The sequence below is a fragment of the Microbacterium sp. 67-17 genome, assembly GCF_001898325.1.
Taxonomy (GTDB): Bacteria; Actinomycetota; Actinomycetes; order Actinomycetales; family Microbacteriaceae; genus Microbacterium; species Microbacterium schleiferi.
Genome location: NZ_MKTR01000006.1, coordinates 148184 through 172321 on the forward strand (window position 1 = coordinate 148184; position 24138 = coordinate 172321).

General features: G+C 66.6%; 24 protein-coding genes. 16 read left to right on the top strand and 8 right to left on the bottom strand.

Going from position 1 to position 24138, the window contains the following annotated elements; genetic code table 11:
• Positions 1-999 (bottom strand): HEAT repeat domain-containing protein, encoded by a 999-nt coding sequence (locus tag BGO47_RS02575; protein ID WP_292708249.1) that lies wholly within the window; start codon positions 997-999, stop codon positions 1-3.
• Complete coding sequence (locus tag BGO47_RS02580; RefSeq protein WP_292708251.1) at positions 996-1688, bottom strand: HEAT repeat domain-containing protein; 693 nt, start codon at positions 1686-1688, stop codon at positions 996-998. The genes BGO47_RS02575 and BGO47_RS02580 overlap by 4 nt, the downstream gene beginning before the upstream one ends.
• 106 nt (positions 1689-1794) lie before the next feature.
• Here BGO47_RS02580 and BGO47_RS02585 point away from each other — a divergent pair, with 106 nt between their 5' ends.
• Positions 1795-2205: a TIGR02611 family protein gene (locus BGO47_RS02585; RefSeq protein WP_292708253.1), complete on the top strand. Its 411-nt coding sequence runs from the start codon at positions 1795-1797 to the stop codon at positions 2203-2205.
• On the opposite strand, the gene BGO47_RS02590 is transcribed toward BGO47_RS02585, so the two are convergent.
• Positions 2123-2668, bottom strand: a complete 546-nt coding sequence (locus BGO47_RS02590; RefSeq protein ID WP_366246867.1) for an HNH endonuclease signature motif containing protein — start codon at positions 2666-2668, stop codon at positions 2123-2125. The genes BGO47_RS02585 and BGO47_RS02590 overlap by 83 nt on opposite strands.
• On the bottom strand, positions 2571-3023 hold the full coding sequence (locus BGO47_RS02595; protein ID WP_292708257.1) for a hypothetical protein: 453 nt from the start codon (positions 3021-3023) through the stop codon (positions 2571-2573). The genes BGO47_RS02590 and BGO47_RS02595 overlap by 98 nt, the downstream gene beginning before the upstream one ends.
• Before the next feature lie 224 nt (positions 3024-3247).
• Between BGO47_RS02595 and BGO47_RS02600 the strand changes: the two genes are divergently transcribed.
• From BGO47_RS02600 to BGO47_RS02610, 3 genes are all read left to right on the top strand, one after another.
• Positions 3248-5242 carry an NHL repeat-containing protein gene (locus tag BGO47_RS02600; RefSeq protein ID WP_292708259.1) on the top strand — a complete coding sequence of 665 codons (1995 nt, stop codon included), beginning with the start codon at positions 3248-3250 and terminating at the stop codon, positions 5240-5242.
• Between the two features lie 285 nt (positions 5243-5527).
• Positions 5528-7096: an MFS transporter gene (locus BGO47_RS02605; RefSeq protein ID WP_292708358.1), complete on the top strand. Its 1569-nt coding sequence runs from the start codon at positions 5528-5530 to the stop codon at positions 7094-7096.
• Positions 7093-7710 carry a GyrI-like domain-containing protein gene (locus tag BGO47_RS02610; RefSeq protein ID WP_292708261.1) on the top strand — a complete coding sequence of 206 codons (618 nt, stop codon included), beginning with the start codon at positions 7093-7095 and terminating at the stop codon, positions 7708-7710. Before BGO47_RS02605 ends, BGO47_RS02610 begins: the two co-directional genes overlap by 4 nt.
• Before the next feature lie 41 nt (positions 7711-7751).
• Here the strand turns inward: BGO47_RS02610 and BGO47_RS02615 are convergent, their stop codons facing one another.
• Entirely contained in the window at positions 7752-8627 is an 876-nt protein-coding gene (locus BGO47_RS02615) for an SDR family oxidoreductase (RefSeq protein WP_292708263.1), read from the bottom strand.
• A 108-nt stretch (positions 8628-8735) separates the two neighbouring features.
• Here BGO47_RS02615 and BGO47_RS02620 point away from each other — a divergent pair, with 108 nt between their 5' ends.
• Complete coding sequence (locus tag BGO47_RS02620) at positions 8736-9110, top strand: helix-turn-helix domain-containing protein (protein ID WP_292708265.1); 375 nt, start codon at positions 8736-8738, stop codon at positions 9108-9110.
• Here the strand turns inward: BGO47_RS02620 and BGO47_RS02625 are convergent.
• Positions 9107-9784 carry a DUF4386 domain-containing protein gene (locus BGO47_RS02625; protein WP_292708267.1) on the bottom strand — a complete coding sequence of 226 codons (678 nt, stop codon included), beginning with the start codon at positions 9782-9784 and terminating at the stop codon, positions 9107-9109. The genes BGO47_RS02620 and BGO47_RS02625 overlap by 4 nt on opposite strands.
• A gap of 136 nt (positions 9785-9920) precedes the next feature.
• On the opposite strand from BGO47_RS02625, the gene BGO47_RS02630 reads away from it, so the two are divergent.
• From BGO47_RS02630 to BGO47_RS02670, 9 genes are all read left to right on the top strand, one after another.
• The gene (locus tag BGO47_RS02630) at positions 9921-10667 is read left to right on the top strand and encodes a TetR/AcrR family transcriptional regulator C-terminal domain-containing protein (protein WP_292708269.1); all 747 of its coding nucleotides are present in this window, start codon (positions 9921-9923) and stop codon (positions 10665-10667) included.
• Positions 10668-10846: 179 nt separating this feature from the next.
• Positions 10847-12055, top strand: a complete 1209-nt coding sequence (locus tag BGO47_RS02635; protein WP_292708271.1) for an ROK family transcriptional regulator — start codon at positions 10847-10849, stop codon at positions 12053-12055.
• Entirely contained in the window at positions 12052-13017 is a 966-nt protein-coding gene (locus BGO47_RS02640; RefSeq protein ID WP_292708273.1) for a sugar ABC transporter permease, read from the top strand. The genes BGO47_RS02635 and BGO47_RS02640 overlap by 4 nt, the downstream gene beginning before the upstream one ends.
• A complete protein-coding gene (locus tag BGO47_RS02645; RefSeq protein ID WP_292708274.1) occupies positions 13010-13825 on the top strand; it encodes a carbohydrate ABC transporter permease in 816 nt (271 codons plus the stop codon). Before BGO47_RS02640 ends, BGO47_RS02645 begins: the two co-directional genes overlap by 8 nt.
• A 50-nt stretch (positions 13826-13875) precedes the next feature.
• Positions 13876-15123, top strand: a complete 1248-nt coding sequence (locus BGO47_RS02650; protein ID WP_292708275.1) for a sugar ABC transporter substrate-binding protein — start codon at positions 13876-13878, stop codon at positions 15121-15123.
• 96 nt (positions 15124-15219) lie between these two features.
• Positions 15220-16389 (top strand): glycoside hydrolase family 15 protein, encoded by a 1170-nt coding sequence (locus BGO47_RS02655; protein WP_292708277.1) that lies wholly within the window; start codon positions 15220-15222, stop codon positions 16387-16389.
• Positions 16386-18626, top strand: a complete 2241-nt coding sequence (locus tag BGO47_RS02660; RefSeq protein WP_292708279.1) for a TIM-barrel domain-containing protein — start codon at positions 16386-16388, stop codon at positions 18624-18626. Before BGO47_RS02655 ends, BGO47_RS02660 begins: the two co-directional genes overlap by 4 nt.
• On the top strand, positions 18623-19435 hold the full coding sequence (locus BGO47_RS02665; RefSeq protein WP_292708281.1) for a hypothetical protein: 813 nt from the start codon (positions 18623-18625) through the stop codon (positions 19433-19435). Before BGO47_RS02660 ends, BGO47_RS02665 begins: the two co-directional genes overlap by 4 nt.
• Positions 19436-19662: 227 nt before the next feature.
• Entirely contained in the window at positions 19663-20448 is a 786-nt protein-coding gene (locus tag BGO47_RS02670; protein ID WP_292708283.1) for a CoA pyrophosphatase, read from the top strand.
• A gap of 25 nt (positions 20449-20473) precedes the next feature.
• Here BGO47_RS02670 and BGO47_RS02675 read toward each other — a convergent pair whose 3' ends face one another.
• Entirely contained in the window at positions 20474-21628 is a 1155-nt protein-coding gene (locus tag BGO47_RS02675) for an SLC13 family permease (RefSeq protein ID WP_292708285.1), read from the bottom strand.
• A gap of 45 nt (positions 21629-21673) precedes the next feature.
• Between BGO47_RS02675 and BGO47_RS02680 the strand changes: the two genes are divergently transcribed.
• Positions 21674-21814: a hypothetical protein gene (locus BGO47_RS02680; protein WP_292708287.1), complete on the top strand. Its 141-nt coding sequence runs from the start codon at positions 21674-21676 to the stop codon at positions 21812-21814.
• Positions 21815-21919: 105 nt separating this feature from the next.
• Positions 21920-22405: a hypothetical protein gene (locus tag BGO47_RS02685; protein WP_292708289.1), complete on the top strand. Its 486-nt coding sequence runs from the start codon at positions 21920-21922 to the stop codon at positions 22403-22405.
• A 194-nt stretch (positions 22406-22599) separates the two neighbouring features.
• On the opposite strand, the gene BGO47_RS02690 is transcribed toward BGO47_RS02685, so the two are convergent.
• Positions 22600-24138, bottom strand: a complete 1539-nt coding sequence (locus BGO47_RS02690) for an SGNH/GDSL hydrolase family protein (protein WP_292708291.1) — start codon at positions 24136-24138, stop codon at positions 22600-22602.

The following is a 24138-nucleotide window of genomic DNA, read 5'->3' on the forward strand; positions in this document are numbered from 1 at the left end:
TCAGTGGCTGCGCATGCCGGTCAGGTACTGGGCGGTCATCTGAACGCGACGGTCAGGATCGTGGATCAGGCGCTCGAGAATGCCGGTCGCCTCGTCGCTCTCGATCTCGCCGAGAGCCTGGGTCAGCCGAAGTCGGGCATCGGCGTCGGCGCGGGGCGTCAGCGCGGCATCCAGTCTCCGCTCGATCTCGCCCGGATGGGAGCGTGCGATGTGCCCGAGCGATTCGGCTGCCTCGACATCGCTCGTGCCCCGCACAATCATCGCGATGAGTTCGTCTGCCGCCTCCGGCGCGCCGCGTGGGCCGAGGCTCAGCGCAGCAGCGCTGCGGATGACCGGATCGGCGTGGGCGAGAGCGTCGAGCAGGACAGAAACGACATCCGTCCGCGCTGGCGACGCGATCTTCGCGAGCGTCGTGATCGCTCGCTGTCGGACCGCGCCATCGGGTGAATCGAACGCGCTGCGCAGCGTTGCGACGACGGTCTCGTCGGCCGTTCGCGCGAGCGCCCACTGCAGCGCCCCGGCGACGTTCGGGTCATTCTCGGCGAGCACCGCGTCGGTGAGTGCCGCTGCCATCGGCTGCGTGGGGTGTGCGAGCGCTGCGCGTTGTCGGTGAGAGGCATCGTCTGATCCCAGCCGCTGCAGCAGCGCGACCGTGTGCAGGACGTCGCTCCAGTCCTCGGGTTGTTGCTCCCGCAGCCGACGGAGTCGCCCGAGCAGTTCTTGCTCCCGGGTGATCGTCTCAACGGTTCTCGCGATGACGCGATCCAGGATGTCGGACGGCGCCGCATCGGCATCGGCCAGAGCGTGCCCGACCTCACGGAGCGGCAGTCCGAGCGAGCGCAGAGCCTCGACCTGCAGCAAGCGACGCAGATCGTCATCGCCGTAGTCTCGGTACCCCGCGCTGGTGCGCTCGCTCGGTTGCACCAGGCCGATGCGGTCGTAGTGCCGCAGCATCCGTGCGCTCACCCCCGACAGTCGGGAGAGCTCGCCGATTCTCATTCGACCGTTCCCGCCGCCGAGCCGCCGGCGACCGTTGGCGCGTTGCGCAGCGAAACGACACGCTTCGCCGCGAACACGGCTGCTTCGAAGCCCTCGTCCGGGTCGGCGAGCAGCCGCTGGGTCGCGAGGGCATGCATCCGGGCTGCCTCGCTGGGCTTACCCGCAAGGATCCGATCGACCGCGGCCGATCCCGCGTCGCCCAGGGCCACGATGGCGCGGCTGAGACTGCGCTGCACCTCCATGTCGCCTCGACCGAGCTGACCGGTGAGCGCGTCGGCGAGCTCGGGCTCGAGTCCGGCCGGGACGAGGACGGCCGCCGCGCGCCAGGCTGACCGCGCGACCTCGTCATCTGGGTCGCCGAGCACCTCCGGTGTGATCGCCTGCCATCCGTCTGCCGCGCCCACCTTCGACAGGGTGTGCAGCGCCTGACTGCGAGCCTGAGGGTTCGCGCTGCGCGCCTCGACGAGAAGCCGCGGCACCGTCTGCGCACGGTCGTGACGCGTGATCGCCCAGGTCAGGGTGTCGCGCACACTGAAGTCGGGCTCGATCGCGCACCGACCGATCAGAAGTTCGACGAAGCCCGGGTCGGGATGTGTGCCAGCCGTCAGCGCCGCCTGCATCCGCGTCGGCGCTGACGTATTCCGCAACAGCAGGTCCAGGTGGTCAATGCTCGGGGATTGCGTGCTCATAAGACACCTCCTGCACCCATCCAAAAGCTTGTCACAGTGACAAGGTCAAGCGCTGCAGTGGCTGGTTTCCCAGCGATCTTGCCGCCGCGCGTGTTAGCGTCCGGGCATGTCCTCGACAGGCCCCGAGGCTGTGTCTCCCAGCTCCCACTCCGCACCGTCCGGCTCGCTCGAGCGCGAGATCCGTGCCGAGATCGCTGACGCCGAGCGCGCGGACCGCCCGATCAGGCGGATGCTGCGCCGGGCGCGCGGCTGGGTCGCGCGGCATCCGCGTATCGAGATCGCCTACCGTGTCGGCGTCGCTCTCGTCGGGGCAGTCATGACCCTCGGCGGCCTCGTCCTGGTTCCGCTGCCGGGGCCGGGATGGCTGATCGTGTTTCTTGGGCTCGCGGTGCTCGGCACCGAGTTCCATTGGGCACGCCGACTGTCTGGCTGGGTCAAGCGGATGCTGGACCGGTTCTGGCAGTGGTGGCGTCAGCGTCGCGCGGCTCGTGCCGCCCGCGAAGCTCGCGCAGAATGAGAGCCCAGGCTAGAAGGAACGCCGGTTCGTCGAGCCGTCGTCGTCGCATCCAGCTCGTGACCTCTTCGTTGCACTTGCTTGCGTTGCAGCTGCCGCAGGCCGGAACCACGTTGTCGATGGTGTAGCGGCCGCCGCGCGAAATCGGCAGCACACACTCCTTCTGCAGGGCGAGACCAGCGCGTCCGCAGTAGGCGCAGCGTCCCCACGCATCGCGGATGAGTACCCATTCGGCTTCGGTGAGGTCGCTTCCCGATGCGGCGACACGCCTGGCGCGGCGGCGTGCAACGCGGGCACGACGGGTGCGTGGGGCGGCCATGGCATTGACCGTAGTGCCCTTCTCCCGCGGCGGCGCGGCGAAACGCGCGTCAGCCAGCGGCGCGGTGAACGAGATCGCGCAGGGTGGCTTCCACCTCGTCGGTGACTGCGACAACGGCGAACGCCGTCGCCCACATCGCGCCGTCATCGAGCAGAGCGTCCTCGTTGAACCCGATGCTGCCGTATCGCGTGTCGAATTTCGATGCGGGCTGGTAGAACACGACGACCTTGCCGTCGCGCGCATACGAGGGGAACCCGTACCAGGTTTTCGGGTCAAGGTGGGGCGCCTCATCCTGAACGATCCGGTGGAGCAGTTCGGCGACGGCCTTGTCGGTTCCGGTGAGTGCGGCGATGGCATCGATGCACGCCTGCGCTTCCTTCTTCTTCTTTGCCGAGCCCGTTCCGCCCGCCGCTTGCTCGCGCAGCTCCGCGGCGCGCTGCTTCATCGCCTCGCGTTCGGCGTCGCTGAAGCTCTCCGATGAGGTGTCACGCTTGTCGGCCATCGTGGTTCCTTTCTGGTGCCGGTGACACCGAACATACGGGGATCATGCAGTCGCGCGCTTCTTGATTCCTGCTCGATACGCAGGCACGCACACGGTGGTGGACACAGAAAGCACAGGGGATTTCGTGACCGAATCTCGACCCGGCTGGCGCCGACGCCGAAGGCGGGCGCTGCTAATCTGCCGCGTGGGATCGACCCGATGATGGGGCCCAGACACCTGACGGAGTGACTCTTATGCGGAACGTCGTGCGCCACGTCCAGCCCCACCCGACCGCATCGACCGATAGCGAGGGCGCCCACACTGCGGGTCGGCGCGTTATCGGCGCGGTCGCAGTCGTGATGGCATCCGTGCTCGCTCTGGCCGGCTGCTGGGCGCCCGCAGATCCCGATGGTGAGGGCTCGGCGGTGAGTGGTTCGGTCGTCCCCGTCGTCGACGGTGCGGCCGTCTCTGGGTGGGACGTGTCGGCCTGGTCAGCCGGTGCTGAGGGCGAGCCGGCGTCGCAGATCGGTTCTGCGTCATCCGACCGCGATGGTGACTTCGTCGTCGACCTCGGTTCTGTCTCGCGGGACGACGAACTCGTCTACGTCCTCGCTACAGCTCCCGGCGGAGATGACGCAACGATGTCCGCGACTTTTGCCGCCATCGTCCCCGCGGATGCCACGGGGGTTGTCCTCAATGAACGAACGACCATTGCAGCCGGTTATGCGCTCGCCCAGTTCACCGGGCGGAACGGGGTCGAGGGGTCTGCGCCGGGTCTACCCAACGCTGCAGCGATGTACGCGAATCTCGTGGATGCCGAAACCGGCGACTATGGCGCCGTGCTGACGTCAGCGCCCAATGGCACGCAGACCGAGGCGCTTCCGACATTCACCTCGCTCACCAACATCCTCAGTGCTTGCGTCCTCGACACCGACGCGTGCCGCGCCCTGGCCGACGCAGCGAGCGCCCGCTCGGACGAGCGGCCCGTTGACACGTTCCGCGCGTTCGCGCAGATCGCCCGCGACCCGAGTGCTGCGGCCTCGGCGCTCTACGACCTGTCGCTGAGCGTTGCCGGGGATCGCCCCGGCCTGATGGCGGCCCCGGCGGCCTGGACTCTCGCACTTCGTTTCGATGGCGACGGCCAGACTCTCGACGGCCCCGGCAACTTCGCGATCGACCCCGACGGCAACATCTGGGTCAACAACAATTATGAGTACGGTGCCGACCCGCAGGACCCGACCTGTGGCAGCGATCTGCTGATGAAGTTCGCACCCAACGGCGAGATGGTCGGAAAGTATACGGGGGGTGGCCTGAGCGGTTCGGGATTCGGCATCGCGTTCGATCCGTCCGGGCAGCTGTGGGTGAGCAACTTCGGCTTCGCCGGTGAAGGATGCACCGAGCAGCCCACGCACAACAGTGTGTCGCTCTTCTCGATCGAGGGGGAGCCGCTCTCGCCGGCGGGCACCGGATTCACCGCCGGTGAGCTCGCGTGGCCGCAGGGCATGGACATCACGGCCGCGGGCGATGTCTGGAACGCGAACTGCCAGACCGGCACTGTCACCGTGTATCCCGGCGGCGACCCCGAGAAGGCGATGACGCTGGATGCCGGCCTTGACCAGGCGTTCGGTGTCGTCGACACGGGCACGCACGTTGTCGTAAGCGGTATCGCGAGCAGCTCTGTGGCGGTCTTCAACTACGACGGGACGCTCGTGGGTGGCGCTCCGCTCTCGGGCGACGAGTTTGTGCTGCCGATGGGAGTCGCAGCCGACCCGCACGGCAACGTCTGGGTCGCCAACTCCGGCTCCACGACCCTCCCGTGCCCGACCCGGCCGATCTCGTCGGGACCGGCGGGTTCGATCGCGCTGATCGACGGCGACGGCCAGACGGTGTCAGGCCCCTTCGCCGGCGGAGGGATCACCCGGCCGTGGGGTATCACGACCGACGGCAACGGCAACGTCTTCGTCGCGAACTTCTCCGACCAGCGAGTGTCGGCGTTCTGCGGCACCTCGACCGAGACCTGCCCGGGTGATCTGTCGACGGGGGACCCGATCTCACCGGATGCGGGCTACGCATTCGACGGACTGGTCCGCAACACCGGGCTGATCGTCGATCCGTCGGGGAATCTCTGGATCGCCAACAACTGGGAGACGGTGCCGCTGCAGACGAACCCCGGTGGCCACCAGATCGTCGCCTTCGTCGGTCTTGCCGCGCCGGTGGAGGTTCCACCCTTCACCAGCTGACCTGTCCTTCTTCTCGCCTTGCGCGGGGCATCCGGCGGGTGTTACATTTCTCGACCCACAACGACGTGCCCAGGGGTAACCGTCAGGTCCCCGGATCAACGGCACGACCCGAAACCGCTGTATCTCGGTAGGTCGGAAGAAGTGCCCAGCGATCGCCGGGCGCGCGTTGTCGGGGTGCGCCCGCTGTGCCAGGCTCGGATCGTGAGCACCAACGCCGACCTTCGCGTGACACCACCTACCCGCCGCGAATGGCTCGCCCTCGCGGTGCTATCCACGGGGCTCGGCATGATCGTGCTCGACGGCACGATCGTCGGCGTCGCGCTCCCGGTGATCATTGCCGATATCGGCCTCGATCTCACCGATGCGCAGTGGGTCAACAGCCTTTACGCAGTGCTGCTGGCCGCGCTCCTGCTCTCGACGGGCAAGCTCGCCGACAGATGGGGACGCAAGCTCCTGTTCCAGGTGGGTCTTGTCGTCTTCGTCGGCGGCAGCATCCTGGCCGCGATGGCGGATGCCGCGGGTCCGCTGATCGCGGCGCGTGCCGTGCAGGCGATCGGCGCGGCGCTGATCATGCCTTCGACGCTTTCGACCGTGAACGCGGTGTTCCGCGGCAAGTACCGAGGCGCGGCGTTCGGCGTGTGGGGCGCAGTGATCTCGGGGGCTGCAGCTGTCGGACCGCTCGCGGGCGGCGCCCTGACCCAGTGGGCCTCGTGGCACTGGATCTTCCTCGTGAACATCCCCCTCGGGGCTGCGGTGTTCATCGCGGGCCTGCTCACGGTGCCCGAGACCAAGGGGGCCAAGGGGCGACCGGGAGCGGATGTCGACGGTGCACTGCTGAGCGCCATCGGCTTCGGGGCGCTGGTGTTCGCTGTCATCGAGGGCCCGCAGCTCGGCTGGTGGGCACCGACCGGTGAGTTCTCGATCTTCGGATGGCAGTGGCCGGCTGACGCTCCGGTCTCGGTTGTCCCGATCGCCTTCGCGATCGCGATCGTGGCGCTCGTGCTGTTCGTGCTGTGGGAGCGTCACCGCGAAAAGGTGCGCCGATCGGCGATCCTTGACCTCAACCTCTTCCGCCTGCCCACCTTCACCTGGGGGAACGTGACGGCAGCAATGGTCGCCGTGGGGGAGTTCGCGATCATCTTCGTGCTGCCGCTGTACCTCGTCAACGCGCTCGGCCTCGATGTCATGGGCGCGGGCCTGGTCCTGGCCGCGATGGCCCTGGGCGCGTTCTTCTCGGGTGCGTCGGCCCGGCACCTCGCCGCACGTTTCGGCTCGCCCGGAACGGTGCTGATCGGCCTCGCGCTCGAGGTCGCCGGCGTTGCTGTGCTCGCGCTTCTGATCACCGGTGACAGCTCCGGGTGGATTGTCGCGATCCCGCTGGTCGTCTATGGCCTAGGTCTGGGACTGGCATCCGCTCAGTTGACCGGCACGGTGTTGCAGGATGTGCCGGTCGATGTTTCCGGTCAGGGATCTGCCACCCAGAGCACCGTGCGGCAGGTGGGGTCGGCTCTCGGAACTGCTTTCGCGGGAGCTGCGCTGGCGGTCGCCCTCGCGCTCACGCTCCCGGCTGCCCTGACGGATGCCGGCATCACCGGATCCACCGCCACCCAGCTCGCTGACACCACACGGCAGTCCGCCGGAACGACGATCAGTCAGTTGCGCGCCGAGGGGGCTAGTAGCCCGCTGGGCGAGCAGACCACGGCAGCGGTGACGGCGCTGTCGAACGGCTTCGCGGATGCCACCCGCTGGTCGCTGCTGGTGGCGACGGTGTTCCTGCTGCTCGGGTTCGTCGGAGCCCTGGTGGTCCGCCGTGCTGCGGCGCGGTCGGCCGCGGGCGTGGGGGAGCGCGCGTGAAGTACGACCTCAAGAAGGATCGGAAAGACCTCTACGCGCCCACGACTCATGACTTCACGCGCGTGACGGTTCCGCCGATGACCTATCTCGCGATCGACGGTCACGGCGACCCCAACACGGCACCGGCGTACACGGATGCCGTCAGTGCCCTCTACGCGTCGGGGTATGCCATCAAGTTCGCCTTCCGGGGCCGCTCGGGTGACGACTTTGTCGTCGGGCCGCTCGAAGGGCTGTGGTCCAGCAATGACCCGTCGAGCTTCACCGCCCGCCGCAAGGACGCCTGGGATTGGACGATGCTGATTCCGCTGCCGCCGGCGGTGACGGATGCCGACATCCGTGCCGGACTCGAGACGGCAGCACGCAAGAAGCCTGAGCTTCCGATCGGCCTGGTGAGTGCGGTCACGATCGACGAGGGGGTGTCGCTTCAGATCCTGCACGTGGGGTCATACGACGCGGAAGCCCCGACGCTGCATCGCCTGCACGCCGAGCTCATGCCGGCGCAGGGTCTGACATTCAATGGTCCGCACCACGAGATCTACCTCAGCGATCCGCGTCGCGTGGCCCCCGAGAAGCTGAAGACGATCCTTCGTCAACCGGTGCGAGAGATCGAGTGAGGACGCAGGTCCGGCAGGAGAGCTGCCGGACCCGCGAGCCCTCATGCGGCGGGCTGCGCCTCGGCGACCGCCGCGCGAAGGCCCTCGATGAGCGGCGTCGTCGGCCGACCGATGAGTCGCGCGAGCGTTCCATCGGTATCGGCGAGAACCCCGTCGGCGATCGCGAGGTCGATTCCCACGACAAACTGCGCGACGTCGGTGGGGAGGCCGAACTGCTCGAGCTGTGCCTGCTTGTCGGCGGCAGACAGCGAAACGTACGCCACATCCCGGTCCAGAACCTCGCTGGCCGCGGCGGCGAGCTCGTCGTAGGTCCATGCCACGTCGCCCGCGAGCTCATAGACCCGACCAACGTGCCCGTCCTCGGTCAGAGCGACGGCCGCAGCCTCGGCGTAGTCGCGGCGGCTCGCGCTAGCGACGCGCCCCTCGCCGGCCGCTGCGGCCATGACGCCGGATTCGGCCGCTCCGAGAACGTCCTGCGTGTAGTTCTCGTGGTACCAGTTGTTGCGCAGGATGACGGCGGGAAGGCCCGCGGCAGCAATCGCCTCCTCCGTCGCGCGGTGTTCGGCGGCGAGCGCGTAGTCGGCGGAGGTCGCCTTGGGTGCGCTGGTGTACACGAACTTCTCGACGCCCGCCTTCTGCGCTGCCTCGATGACGTTGAGGTGACCCGCGAACCGGGATCCGACCTCGGAACCCGAGATCAGCAGGACACGGTCAACACCCTGGAGGGCTGCATCGATGGTGGCGGGCTCTGCGTAGTTCAGGTGTGCGATGTGAACACCGAGGTCGACGAGGGGGGCTGCCTTGTCGGGCGTGCGCACGCCGGCGACGATGTCGGATGCCACAACGCCGCGCTCAAGGAGTGCGTTGACGACGTGGCCGCCGAGATGTCCGGAGGCGCCCGTAACGAGAATGGCCATGGTGAATCCTTTCGATCGTGACGCCGCATCGGCGCTCCTGAGCCGAAACCGGGACCCGCGATCGCACATTCCTTGCGTACGGTACCCACTTTTTCGTAAGGTACCCACGTGTCAGTAAGTCTTGCGGAAATTCGGGATGTTCGGGAGCGGGCTTTCTCTGCGGCCTGCCCCACACGGGTCGTGCTCGACCACGTGATGTCGAAGTGGGGAGTCCTGGTGTTGCTCACGCTTGGCGACGGCACAGCCCGGTGGGGAGAGCTGCGCCGCAGCATCGACGGCATCAGCGAGAAGATGCTTGCGACGACGCTCAAGACCCTCGAGGGTGACGGTCTTGTGCAACGTACGTCGTACCCCGAGGTTCCTCCACGAGTCGAGTACTCGCTCACAGAGCTCGGGTGCGACCTGATGCTGCGCCTCGGTCCGCTCATGGACTGGGTCGCCGAGCACGCTGGTGCCATGGTCGACCGGGAGCAGTCGTCCTAGCCCAGCTGCGCACGCTCGACGCTCGGGCGGAACCCGACGAAGAGCAGATAGCCCGCGAACCACAGCTCGAAGGCGAAGATCGGCGCCGCGGCGAGGCCCGCAAGCACGTTCGTCTGATCCATGAAACCGAACAGTTGTGCAAGGTCGGAAACCAAGACGAGGGTTGCTCCGACGGCGCCGAGAACCGGAATCCCGCGCACGACGGCGCGTGAGCGCCACAGGAGCCACGACAGCACGAGGGTGTTCACGCCGATGACGAGGCCCTGTCCGACCAGGAACGATGCGGCGTGCATCCCCACCAGGCTCGCGACGATCGTCGGGTCGGGAGAGGTTGCGATCGCGATGTCGGCGCCCGGAATCGCTCCGGAGAGCACGGAGACGAGCGCGAGTATCGGCAGGATGCCGGCGCCGATGATCGCGCCTTCGAGCGTGCGCAGGCCGGCGAAGGTGTAGGCAGCTGCCGGCCCAGACGGGCGGAGGGCGGCCAGGAGCACGGTGCCATTGGCAACACACGCGATCGCAAGGATGAGCTCGAGCGCGATCCCCGTGCGAAGCAGTCCCACGGATGACTCGGCGATGCCCCCGGCGTAGGCGAATGCTGCGGCGACCGAGGTGACATGGGTGACGAGGTAGAGGGAGCCGGCCCAGAGGGCGAGGGCGCGGATTCGGGGCATTGCTGTCTCATTTCGGGGTTGGTCGGCGGGTTGGTATACGACGTATACACGACTATCGACGACTGTAGGTGTACGTTGTATACGTGTCAAGTTCCCGAAGAGAACGCGGCGTTGTCGTGCGGACAGCGGGTGCATCATGACGGCAGCGAGTTCGCGTGGTGTGCTCACGACGCCGAGCGTGACAGCGGCTGCTGTCGAGCTCGCAGATGAGGTGGGGCTCGAGGCGATGACGATGCGGCGCCTTGCGCAGGCGCTCGGGGTGACACCGATGGCGCTCTACAAGCACGTCGACAATCGCGAGAAGCTGATCGACCTCATGGTCGATCAGCTCGTCCTCGAAATGGCGCCTGAGCTCGGAGAGCATGACCCGGCTTCTGCTGCGCCTGGCGCGAACGACCCCGATGTGAGCGCCGATTGGCGTGACGCGCTGCGTGAGCAGATCCTTGCCGCGCGAGCGACGATGATGTCGCACCCGTGGTCGGTCGAGGCGATTCAGACACGCACCCTCGCGACCCCGATCGTGCTCGCGTACATGGACCGGCTCATGGGGATCATGTTCCGCGGGGGCCTGTCGGCGGATCTCGTTCATCACGCCATGCACACGCTCAGCACCCGCATGTGGGGGTTCACGCAAGACGTGCTCCCGACGCCCTCGGCATCCGATGCTGCGGCCGAATCGGGGGGAACGCTCCTGTCTGAGGAAGCAGCGTTGGTGTCGTTTGCGGCATCGTTTCCCAACATCGTGCGCATGGCGATGACGGCACCGGGCGCTGCAGGGCAGTGCGATGCGGATGCCGAATTCGGCTTCGCCCTGGACATCCTGATCGACGCGTTCGAACAGCGCCGACTCTCCGGGTGGAGCTCGATCAGCGTGCATTCCTGAGAGGTGCGTTCGGGCCCTCGGAGGCAGGAGGGTGGCTCGGTCGTCGCCCGAGACGTCGATCCTCGCGCGCCGTTGCGCGGCGGCTGTGTGACCAGTTGACAGTCGAGTGTGCTTACTTCTATGGTTAATTCACGACTTAACAAAGTTGTGACGGAACTGGGTAATCACAAGGGAGTGACGTGGCGAAGGTCAATCGATCCACGGCGGATGTCAACCGGACGGCGATCCTTGCGCATCTCGGCGGCCAGGGCCCCGCATCCCGTGCCGAGCTTGCCCGGGCACTCGACGTGTCTCCGGCCCTTGTCACCCAGCTCACGCGAGACCTCCTGACCGAGGGCCTGGTCGAAGAGCTGGAAGTCGCTAGTAGCGGTGGACGCCCCGCACGTCGACTCGGCATCGTGGCCCGTGGGCTGACGGCGCTCGGCGTCAAGGTCGCGCCAGACCACGTCGCGATCGTCGAGGTGGGCATCGATGGTGTCGTCGCTCGCTCTGAAACTGCCGAATTCGATGCGGTGTCTCCGGTAGCGACATCCACGCTCATCGACCTGATCCGTGCCTTCATCGCGAAGGGCAGCGCCGCCTCGATCCTCGGCGTCGGCGTGGGTCTGCCTGGAACGGTTGCAGAGCAGGGAGTCGGCATTGTCGACTCGACCCAGTTGGGATGGCACCAGGTGCCCCTCGGAGACCTGTTGCGGCGGGGTTTGGACCTGCCCGTGGTCGTCGAGAACAACGTCAACGCCCTGTGTGTGGCTGAGCACCTCTTCGGCCAAGGTCGCGGATCAGACAACGTGCTCGTCGTCACCGTCGGAAACGGTGTCGGTGCGGGAATCATCGCCGACGGCGCCATCGTGCGCGGCAGAGCAGGCGGCGCGGGCGATCTCGGTCACATGCCCGTTCGCGAGGACGGCCCGCTCTGTCAGTGCGGAAATCGCGGATGCCTCGAGGCGATCGTCGGTCAGGGCGCACTGGTCAATGACGCTCGTTCGATCCGGCTACTGGGGGCGCACGAGGGAATCGATGAGCTGCGCGCGCTTGCCGATTCCGGCAATGCTGACGCCCGAGAGATCTTCGCGCACGCGGGTCACACCTTCGGCCGCGCTCTGGCCGGTGCGGTGAACCTCTTTGATCCGGATGTGGTCGTGCTGTCCGGTGAGGGAGTTGAGGCGTGGCACTACTGGTCGGATTCGTTCGAGAAGGCGCTGCGCGGAGCGCTCGTTCCAGGCAAGCGCGGCACTCCTGTCGCCGTGGAGCGGTGGCTGGATGACCGGTGGGCACAGGGTGCTGCCGCGCTCGTCCTCGCGACGCCGTTTGACGCGCACGGCGTCTCGGGTGAGCAGGGCCGTCTCGTTCGCGAACGTTTCGTCACGTCCCTCGAGGTGAATCGGTGACGACTGTTCCGTTGCGCTCGGCATCGACCGATGCCGCAGACGCTCTGCGCGTGCGGGGTGGTGGGACGCAGAGGCGAACCCCACCGCGGGGGAAGCGGGCGAAGTACACCCTGACGGTGCTCGTATTCCTGCTGCCGAGCCTCATCCCGCTGCTGGCTTTCGTCTTCGGCCCCATGATCTCCGCCGGGTGGACAAGTCTTCACTCCTGGAACCTCATCGGTCCGATGGAGTGGGTAGGCCTCGACAACTATGCCGACCTGCTCACCGACCCCGCCACCGGCGCAGCGTTCTTGCACACCCTCTACTACATCGTCGGTTACCTGCCGCTGGTCTACGTCGGCGGCCTTGCCCTCGCGCTCGCTCTCAACAGCAAGCTCAAGGGTCGCTCTCTGCTGCGCGGTGTGTACTTTCTGCCGGTCATCACCAGCTGGGTCGTGGTCGCGCTCGTGTGGCGGTGGCTGCTGAACCCCAGCACGGGTGTGGTCAATACCGTGCTTGCCTGGTTCGGCATCGACGGGCCCGGATGGTGGGCAGACCCCGCCTGGGCGATGCCCTCGATCATCCTCGCGTCGGCGTGGAAGGATCTCGGGTTCGTCATGGTGATCCTGCTGGCGGGACTTCAATCGATCAACGCCGACCTCTACGAGGCTGCCGAGCTCGATGGAGCGAACTGGTGGCAGCGACTGGTTCACGTGACGATGCCGATGCTCTCGCCATCCACCTTCTTCGTCATCGTGCTCTCGCTGATCAACGGCTTTCAGGTTTTCGATCAGGTCTATGTCATGACCGCTGGCGGCCCCAACAATGCCACACAAGTCGTCGTGCTCGAAGTGTACGACCTGACATTCCGCTACGGACAGGCGGGGATGGCATCCGCGCTTTCGTGGCTTCTGTTCATCGTGATCCTCGTGGTCACCCTCATCCAGTTCTACGGACAGCGGAAGTGGGTGAACTATGACTAAGGCGATTCGCACGACGTCTGTTTACGTGCTGCTCATCGCGGGTGGGCTGGTCATGCTCTTCCCGTTCCTGTGGACAGTCGTGACCTCGATCACTCCTGGTGCGAGCCTCACGGTGACTCCGCAGCTCATCCCCGAGAACCCGTCGTTCGAGCCCTACTTCCAGCTGTTCAGCTCCGTTCCGTTCGCCCGCGTGATCGTCAACTCGATCCTCATCGCGGTCGTGAGCACGCTCCTGCAGCTGGTGACCAGTTCCATGGCGGCGTACGTGTTCGCCCGGATGCCGTTCCCCGGCCGAAACCTCGTCTTCTTGCTGTACCTGGCGACCATGATGATCCCGTTCCAGGTGCTCATCGTGCCGCTGTTCGCGGAGATGCGCACGCTTGGACTGATCAACACGTATCTCGGGGCGATCCTCCCGACGATCGCGTCAGCCTTCGGGGTGTTCCTCTTGCGCCAGGCGATGAGCACGGTGCCCTACGACCTCGACCAGGCTGCGACCCTCGACGGTGCTGGCCACTTCCGCATCTTCTTCCAGATCATGCTGCCCCTCATCCGACCGGCCCTCGCGACCCTCGCGGTGTTCGCTTTCCTGAACACCTGGAACAGCTTCCTGTGGCCGCTCATCATCCTGCGCGACCCCCTGCTGCAGACCCTGCCCGTCGCGCTGTCCAGCCTCCAGGGTCAGTACTCCACGCAGTGGGACGTGCTCATGGCGGGATCCGTCATCAGCATCATCCCGATGTTCGCTCTCTACGTCTTCGCCCAGAAATACATCGTTCAGGGCGTTGCCGGGACCGGCCTGAAATAGGCCACCCGAACCCCTCACCACCCATCCGAATCGAAGGAGATCCCGATCACATGAAAAAGACACTCGTAGCGACGACGGCGATGGCAGCCGTCGGTGCACTCGCGCTGGCAGGATGCTCGGCATCCGGCGACGGCGGAACCGACAGCGGTCCCGTCACCATCACCTACTCGAACTTCATCTCCAACGGCGGGAACGAAGAGAACCTTCAGACGATCGTCGACGCGTTCGAGGCCGAGAACCCCGACATCACCGTCGAGGTCACGACTGCTCCGTATTCGGACTACTTCACGCAGCTGCAGACTGACCTTGCTGCTGGTACGCAGGCCGACGTGTTCGACGTCGATGCAGGGAGCTTCCCGAACATCCAGGCCAGCGGGGCGCTGGCAGAACTGACGGATGTCGACGCATCGGCATACCGGACCTCTGTGCTCGAGACCTACGCCGTTGATGGGGCGCAGTACGGGCTTCCCACGTCGTTCTCGGATGTCGTGCTGTTCTACAACAAGGATCTGTTCGACGCTGCGGGCCTCGAGTATCCCACTGCCGACTGGACCTGGGACGACGAGATGGCCGCGGCCGAGGCCCTCACCGACACCGCCGCCGGTGTCTGGGGTGACTACCAGCCGATCAGCTACTACGAGTACTACAAGACCGTGCAGCAGGCCGGTGGTGACTTCCTCAACGCCGACAACAGCGCTGCCGCGTTCGACTCGGAGGCTGGTCTGCGCGCGGCGAACTGGCTCGCCGGGAAGTCCGGAACGGTGATGCCGACCGCTGAGGACGGAGCCGGCACCCCCGACTTCGACTCCAACCTGTTCAAGGACGGCAAGCTGGCCATGTGGCACACCGGGATCTGGATGATCAGCCTCGTCGGTGACCTTCCCTTCGCTTGGGACATCGCCGTCGAGCCGGGTGACGTGCAGAAGGCCAGCGCGGTGTTCTCGAACGCCGCTGTGGTCTCGGCGAACTCGGAGCACAAGGAGGCCGCTCAGAAGTGGGCGGAATTCCTCACCTCGTCGCAGACGATGGTCGATGTTCGCCTGAGCAGCGGGTGGGAACTGCCCGCAATCAGCGATGACGCCCTCCTGGCGCCGTACCTCGAGCTCACCCCGCCCGAGAACCGTGCAGCGGTCTTCGAGGCGCTCGAGAACATCGCAGTGGCACCGCAGCTCGGTACGAATGCGACCGAGATCCAGGATGACGTCACCAACACCCTCGGCGAGATCGCCGCTGGACGCGCGTCGGCCGACGATGCCATTCCTGCGCTTGCCGATCAGGTGACCGGCCTCCTCGAGTAGCAGCCACACCACGCGGTGCCGCGCCTGGTTGCCTTGACCAGGTGCGGCACCCGTGTCCGGCGCACGACCTGCCCCGTTCACAGATAGAAGGATCCCGTGGCCAATACGCCAAGCCGTCCCGACTCGTTCGCTGCTCTTGCTGAGCACAGCATCCGCCTCATCACGAGCCTGCAGACCCCCGAAGGGGCGTATCCTGCGAGCCCCACGTTTTCGGCGTATGTCGGATACAGCTGGCTGCGCGATGGTTCCTTCATCGCCGATGCCGCATCGGTGTCGGGAGCGGCGCAGTCGGCAACAGCATTCTTCGAATGGTGTGCGAGCACGCTCGAGAGGCGCCGCCACGCGATTCAGGGGATCGTCGCGCAGGCTGCCGAGGGCCGCCCTGTGCCCGCGACACACATGCTTCCGGCACGGTTCACGTTCAGCGGCGACGACGGTTCCGACGAGTGGTGGGACTTCCAGCTCGACGGCTATGGCACCTGGGTCTGGGCGCTGACGGCTCATCTTGCCCGCCACGGGCTGCCCGGCGACCGGTTCGTCGGCGCCGTTGAGCTCACTGTCGACTATCTCGTCGCCTCCTGGCAGCGGCCCTGTTACGACTGGTGGGAGGAGCACTCTCAGCACGTACACATTTCGACCCTCGCGTGCGTGCAGGCGGGATTGCGAGCAGCATCCGACGCCGATCTCATCTCGGGCGACCGCCGGGTTGCTGCTGACGCCGCGGCCCGCGCGATCGCGGAGTTCATAGCGGAGCGTGGAGTATCGGACGGCCACCTCGTGAAGTGGGTGGGATCGAGTGCCGTCGATGGCAGCCTCGCCGCGGCGCTCGCGCCCCTGGGCGTGATCGATGCGCGCTCGGCCGTGGGGCGGCGCACGATCGAGGTACTCGAATCTCATCTCACCGTCGATGGCGGAGTGCACCGCTACCTCGGCGACACCTTCTTCGGTGGCGGGCAATGGCCCCTGCTCAGCTGCTTCCTCGGTCTCGCCCATCTCGCCGCGGGCGATCGCGGCCGTGCGCTGGAGCTGCTCGCATGGGCCGCCCACACTGCGACCGCGGCTGGAGACCTGCCCGAGCAAGTGGGGGGTCACCTGATCGCTCCCGGAATGCGTCAGGAATGGATCGACCGCTGGGGCCCGGTTGCCACCCCCCTGCTGTGGAGCCATGCGATGTTCCTTCGACTGGGTATCGAACTCGGCGCCATTGACCCGACACCGCTCGCGCTCGTCGCACAGAACTCCAACGCTCAGGAAGGCTCACGATGATCCGTCACCGCCCGAAAGGCTCGGGGCACCCGTACGCTGTCGACACTGAGCAGCGGTCTCCGATCGTCCCGCTCGTGGGTTCGACAGCGACGCTCGGCGTCAGAACGGATGCCGCGGCCATGTCCGTCACCTGCGTTCTGGAGTGGCACGGCGACGATGGCACGGTCGAGACCGCCGAACTGCCGCTCGAGCGGGTCCAGCGAGCCTCGCGCGGACGTGTTGAAGATGGCGGTCATCTCGCCTCAGCTGCCGCACGCCTCGCGCGCTCGGCGGGTGGATGGCAGGTGACGACGCCCGCTCTGCGCAGTGGTGGGTCATACCGGTACCGCTTTTCAGCAATCCGGGAGAACGGAGCGAACGAGCAGACCCGGTGGTTCTCATTCCGCGCAGCGCAGTGGCAATCGCGTCCCGAGGCTGTGGCGGTCAACGGATTGTCAACAGTCGTTCCCGGAAGTATCGAGGTGCTCCACGACGGAGACCGGGCGTGGCGCGTGCGCTTCGCGTTGCCGTTGCGGGTGGGCGAGCGCGTCGTCGGCTTCGGGGAGCGATACGACGCTCTCGACCAGACCGGCACCCGGCTGGACTCTGTGGTCTTCGAGCAGTACAAGTCGCAGGGCGCCGAACGCAAGACGTACATGCCGATGCCTTTCGCGCATGTCGTCGGTGACTCGGGCTGGGGATTCCACGTCGACACGTCGCGGCGCGTGTGGTTCGACGTCGGCGCTTCCGCGGCTGACCGCATCCTTGTCGAGGCCGAGACAGGGCCCGACGGGACCGTGCCGCTTCGCCTGTTCGCCGGCACGCCCGTCGAGGTGCTGCACGGGTTCCTCGACGGTGTCGGACGAGCGACGGAGTTGCCGTCGTGGGTGTTCCGCCTGTGGGCCAGTGGCAACGAGTGGAACACGCAAGCCGAGGTCATGCGGCAGATGGATCTGCACCGCGAGCACGACATCCCGGTCGGATCGGTCGTGATCGAGGCGTGGAGCGATGAGTCGACGTTCACCGCGTTCCGCGATTCCCAATACGAACCCACCGCTGATGGTGCGCCTCACCGACTCTCGGATTTCACCTTCCCGGCTGAGGGGGCGTGGCCAGATCCGAAAGGCATGGTCGACGAACTTCACCGTCGCGACGTCACGGTTCACCTGTGGCAGATTCCGCTGATCAAGATGCGTCCGCATCCGGTCGGGCAGGCGGCAGCCGATGCCCGCGCCGCGATCGCAGAGAACGTGCTCATCCGGGAGCCTGACCCGCGTGGCGGACTGCGACCGTATCGCAACCGGGGATGGTGGTTCCCGCTCGGCCTCATGCCGGATCTCACCGACGAGCGGGCGGCGCGCTGGTGGACCGATAAGCGCCGTTACCTCGTCGAGGATGTCGGCATCGACGGGTTCAAGACCGACGGCGGCGAACACGCGTGGGGGAGTGAACTCGTTTACCTCGACGGGCGAACCGGCGACGAGAAGAACAACACCTTCCCGGTCGCTTACGCCGCGTCGTACGGCGAGTTGCTGAAGTCGGCAGGCAAAGCACCGGTGACGTTCAGCCGTGCGGGATTCTCGGGTTCGCAGGCGCACGGCGCGTTCTGGGCCGGCGACGAGAACAGCACCTGGGAGGCGTTCCGCTGGTCGATGAACGCTGGGCTGTCGGCAGCTGCCAGCGGCATCGTCTACTGGGGGTGGGATATCGCCGGGTTCTCGGGAGACGTGCCGGATGCCGAACTGTACCTCCGGGCGATGAGTGCGTCGGTCTTCGTGCCGATCATGCAGTACCACTCCGAGTTCAACCACCACCGGCTCCCGTCGCGCGACCGCACCCCCTGGAACGTCGCAGAGCGGTCCGGTGACGAACGGGTCATCCCGCTGACGCGGCGTTTCGTCAAGCTTCGCGAGGCCCTCGTTCCGTATCTCGCGGAGGCTGCTCGACAGACGATTGCGACGGACCGCCCACTCATGCGCCCGCTGTTCTTCGACTGGCCGACCGACGAGCGTGTGTGGAGCGGAACGCAATGGATGCTGGGCTCTGACCTCTTGGTCGCTCCCGTGCTTGAGCCGGGCGTCGAATCCTGGTCGGTGTACCTGCCCGAGGGTCGTTGGCGTGACGCCTGGACCGGTGCTGAGCACGCCGGCTCCCAGTCGATCATCGCGCGTGCTTCGATCGATCAGGTTCCCGTCTTCGTTCGCGCAGAATCCGAGGCTGCGGCAGATCTGATCGCGCTGTTCGGCGGCATCCGGTGACAAACGAAGCGTTCGAAGCATACGCAGCCAGGATCGCGTGCGTTGCACAGGCTCATCCGCAGATCCTCGGAGCGGCGCTCGTCGGCTCGGGAGCGGACCCGGACCGGGCCGATGAGTGGTCCGATCACGATGTCATTGTTGTCGCGCGCCCCGACGCCGTAGAGCCGCTGCGGAAATCCGCTGATTGGCTGCCCGATGCGAACGAGCTCGTGGCGCTCGAGCGCGAATGGCACGACGGCTTCGTCGGGATCTTCCGTGATGGGCGCGCCATCGAGTTCGCGGTCGTAGACCTCAACGCCCTCGCTGAGTTTCCCCTGCATGCGGCACGCATCCTGCACGACGAAGGGGGACTCAGCGCCGCGATCGAGCGGGCCGCTTCAGCAACTCCAGCGCGGCAGAGATCCCGTGCTGAGGTCGTTGCTGTGTCCTTCCTCTTCCACATTCTCATCGGCGTCGGGCGCGCGCGGCGTGGCGAGCTCGTCAGTGCGGGTGATGTGATCCGGTCCGAGGCAGTCGAGTCGTTTCTGGACCTCGTCTTCGCTGTTCGGTATCCGGATCGACCCAGTCCAGACCACTTCGACCCGCGCCGGCGATTTGAGCAGGTCGACCCCACGCTCGCCCGGGAACTTGCCACCGCAACGGCACAGAGCGTCGAGGATGCTGCGCGCTCGCTCCTGACGCTGGCCGAGCGCACGTTCTCGGGCTGGGCGTCATGGCCTCGCGTTGCCGCTGCTGTGGTGCGCTCGCGTTACGGATGGGACGAAACGGATCCGGTCACGCACCGCGAAGGTCTTGAGGCGGCGGTCTAGCGCCTCCACAGGAGCGTATTCCGATCGTCGCGGCACTGATGAGCGAAGCCGCGATGATCGCGCCACCTGCGCGGGTAGCCAACGCCGCGTCGGCGTCCCCGCGCGCCGCCTCGGTGGGGATGCTGACGCGACACCGCGCATCGGTGGTCCCTCCAGGCGGGCCGTGCCGTGCCCTGAAATGTGCCAGCCGTGGGCCGGTCAGGGGTCGGCGGTCGTAGCCTGGACGGATGACAGGCGACTCCCGTGACGCAGCGGGCCCGGTCACTGCCGCCTCGACGAAGACCGGTGCAGCGGCATCCGCTGACCTTCAGGGCGCCCGTCGGCAGCTGCTCGATCTCGTGTCGACAGATCCGACGGTCGCGCCCCGCGACAGCCTGGCGGCGCTCCTCGGCTTCCCGGATGACCCCGACGCGAGGCGGGCTGCGGTCCTCATCCTGTTCGGGGTGCTCGATGACGCGCCGAGCGCTCACCGCGCGAGCGCTGCGGCTGTATCCCGCGACCTCGACGTGCTTCTGCTGGCGCGGGCGACGACGCTGCGTTCGCACGCGGGACAGGTTGCCTTTCCCGGGGGCAGGCTCGAGCCCGCTGACTCCGGTCCCGTCGCCGCCGCACTGCGGGAGGCTCAGGAAGAGACCGGTGTCAACCCGGACGGCGTCGATGTTCTGGGCACCCTCGCAGAGGTCCCGCTGCCGTACTCGTCGCATCGCGTCACGCCGGTCCTCGCATGGTGGCGTGAGCCGTCGCCGGTGCGAGCTGTCGACGTAGGCGAGTCGTCGGCCGTCTTCCGGGCGCCCGTGGCCGACCTGCTCGACCCCGCCAATCGTGGATGCACCGTCATCGATCGCGGTCCACGCGCTCACCGCGCACCGGCGTTCCAGGTGCGCACCGACACGGGCGAGCACCTGGTCTGGGGCTTCACCGCGATGCTACTGGACGGCCTGTTCGATCGCCTTGGGTGGACCGAGCCGTGGGATCAGATGCGTGAGCTCGCGATCCCCAACCTCCTGCCGTAGACAGCGGCCGCCTGCGCCATCTGGATCAGCGGGCGAGCGGGATGACGGCCAGAAGTGAAACGACCGGCGCGGCGACCAGGCCCATGAGGACGAATCGGGTCCAGCTGACCTCGACGCCGTCGGCGCGCAACCGCTGATGCCACAGCAGGGTCGCGAGCGAGGCCCATGGCGTGATGAGTGATCCGGCGTTCACCCCGATCAGCAAAGCCGCGAGGCGCTCCGGTGAGGCTGCTATCGGCTCGACGAGCAGGTAGGCTGGCAGGTTGTTGATGAGGTTGGCCGAGACGAGGCCCGTCCCGGTGAGGCGCCACAGCGACAGCAGGTCCGTGCCGGAGCCTGCGATCGAGCTGATCAGGGCGCCTGAGCCGAGCGTCTCGAGAATGCCGACGGCGAAGAAGAGCCCTGCCGCGAAGATCACGAGCGAGACGGGGACCAGTCGCCATGCCAGGGCTCGTGGATGCCGCCAGACGAAGACGCCGAGCAGAACGAGCGCCGCTGCGGATGCGGGGATCCAGGGAGGCATCCCCGATACGAGAAGTGGCAACAGCACCACCACGACGACCGCTGCGATGCGAAGCAGGACCGGATCGGCTGTCTCCGGTGCTGCTACTGACGGATATGTTCCGCGCAGACGGCGATGGAAGAACAGCACCAGAAGGCCGACCGTTGCCATGATAGCGATCCCGGCCGACGGGCCGAGGAGGGCGATGAACTCCCACGGGCCCACGTGCAAGAGATCGGCGGCGAGCAGGTTGGTGAGGTTCGAGACCGGCAGCACGAGTGATGCCGTGTTCGCGAGCCAGACGGTTGCGAACACGAACGGGAGCGGGTCGAGGCGCCGCGCCCGCACGACGGCGACGATCACCGGAGTCAGAAGCACCGCGGTGGTGTCGAGGGACAGGAAGGCGGTGGCCGCGACAGCGAGAACGACCACCAGCGCCCAAAGTGCGACGGTTCGTCCTTTCCCCAGGCGCGAGAGTCGGTGTGCTGCGGCGTCGAAGACCCCGGCCGCTGCTGCGAGTTCGGCGACGATCGTCACGGCAACGATGAACAGAAGGATCGGCCACACCCGATCCGCGACGACCATCGCGTCATCGGGGCGGGCAAGCCCTGTCGCGATCGCAGTGGCTGCGGCCAGAAGGAGTGCGACGCCGATGATCGCCAGTTTCACGGCATCCATCCTCTCCTGTTCGACCGTTGTCTCAGCGGCGGAAGGTGATCGACGATGAGAGCCTCAGAGGCGCACACCCGATCTCGCGTTGTCCTGGTCTTGGCCGTGCTTCTTGCCGCAGTGACCGTGTTCGACATCCTCTTGCATGTCGTGATCGATCAGGTCGAGCTGATCGCCGCCTCCGTCTTCTCCTGATCGTGGGCAACCACGGTACCTAGCCGTGAGTAGTTCTTACTCATTGCTCAGGGCGGGGCATGACTCGATGCTGAGTGGGTCCCTGCCCGATCTAAGGAGATCTCCATGTTCCGCCGCAGCCGCACAATCGCTGCTTCAGCAACCATCGTGACACTCTTCGCAGCTTCGCTTGCGCTCTCGTCGTGTGCGAACCCCGTCGAGCAGTTCATCGAAGACCAAACGGGCGTCTCGATCGATAGCGACGGCGATGGCAACGTCACCGTGGAAAGCGAAGACGGCGAGATGACGATCACGGCGGGAACCGAAGTTCCCGACGACTTCCCCGGTGAGGTTCCGCTGCCCGCGACGGGCACGCTCGAGTCGTCGCTGGCGATGTCGGGCACCTGGAACCTCACCTATAGCGGTGTCGATGAGTCGACGCTGGACAGCGTCGTCGGCGCCTTGGAGGGGGCGGGGTTCACCCGAACGTACGACATGACAGCTGGCGACTACGCGCAATCGACGTGGGATAACGGAGCGTGGACGGTGAGTCTCGTCTGGGATCGGTCTTCTGACGGCGCGCTGAACGTCAGCGTCGTCGCGACCCCGTAAGGCGCACGTGGGGGCGTGCTGCTCGGGCGGTTCGGGGGAGGGCGGTGGCGCTGGGGAGCCGGGGTCGGGTTCCGGATCCTCAGCGTCCCACTGGTCCGGTGATACCTGCCCCGTCGGCCGGTGGGTCGTGGACTACGGGTCGTAGGCCTCGGCCCTCGGTGGAATGACGCGAACCGAGATCCCGGATGCCGAACTCAGCGCCTCGCGGTCGCGGACTGGCTCGTGCCCGTCTGGCGGCGGCGCAACACGAGCACGGCGCCACCGGCGAGGAGCGTTGTCCCGAGGAGCGCGATGAGGCCTACCAACTGCAGGGCGCTGGCATCCATCCCGCCTTCGGCGAGGACTGACGCACCGCCGCCGCTCGATGACCCGGATGCCGTGACCGTGATCGGCGTCGAGAACTCGCGATCGGAGGAGAGGCCTCGGGCCACAAGAGTGTGAGAGCCGGGGACCGTGCCCGTCGGGATCGTCAGCGTCGTAGAGAAAGTGCCCGTCGCGCTGGCGGGGATCGACGCGAGAACGACCGGGGTTGAGTGCAGCTCGATCTGAACTGTCTCGTTCGGCCCGAAGCCGCCGCCCGAGAGCACGACCTGCCCGCCTTGCGTGACGTCGCTGGCGCTTGCAGTTATTCCGCGGGTTGCGGCCCAGCCCCCGATCGACTCCTGCACGATGTTCGCGATCTCGAGCACCCCGCCCTCGTCCGGGTGCAGTGCGCCGATCTTCACGCAGATGTCGGTGTTGCCGTCTGCGGGCAGGTAGTCCGGATCACACGTCGAACCGCTGTTGAGGTAGAGCGTGATGCCGTTGATCCACGGATCGGGCGTACACAGAGTATTGCCGGCCGTCTGGTCCCACGTGGGAATGAAAGTGAAGTTCGCGGCTGTCGCCGCAGCTTCGATCGTGTCGTCGAGCTGCTGCTCGATGTCGTGCAGGAACTGCAGGTCGACACCGTTGTAGGGCACCGAGTTCGCGGTCAGCGGATCGGTGAAACAGGCGTCAGTCGCATTATTGGGAGCTACCTGCGGGTAGCCGACCACGAAGACCTGCGCGTTGGGTGCGACTGCGCGGATCGCAGCGAATGTCGTCGCGAGACGCGGGGCCACCGAGTCGGTGATGCGTCCGAACAGGTACGCGGACGGGTAGTTCACCGGGTCGTCGAAGTAATCCTTGCAGTTGTCGAACGCGCCGACCTTGTCGGCGAGGTAAAGCGGGTCGGAGTCGACGGAGAGGCGCATACACGCTGTCGCGATCGACGAAAAGCCGAGGTCGTTGCCGCCGATCCCGACGGTGACCACATCGGTGTCGGCGCTGAGCCCGGCGGACTGCAGCTGCGGCGCGGTCATACCCGACAGGGTCACCTGCAGCGTGGAGACGTCGGGAAGGGTCGGCAGGATGACGTTCGGATCGGTTGGCGAAACCGTAGCCGACCCGTAGCCGATGTTTGCCGTGATCGCCCCGGAGCACGTCTGATCGTTGATCGTCAGGCCGAAGTACGCGGCCAGGATGTGGGGGTAGTTGCCGTCTGCCTGGTAGCACCCGTTGGGGTCACCGGCGAACGGACTCGTGTTGCTGAAGGGGTTGAGCCCGTAGCCCGCTTGATACGAATCGCCGAGTGACACGTAGTCGAGTCCATCGAGCGGGCCTGAGCCCCCATTGGCGATCGCGGGTGCTCCCGTCACGAGCATCAAAACGAGACCGGTCGTCGCAGCAACAGCCGCCATCAGCTTTCGCAC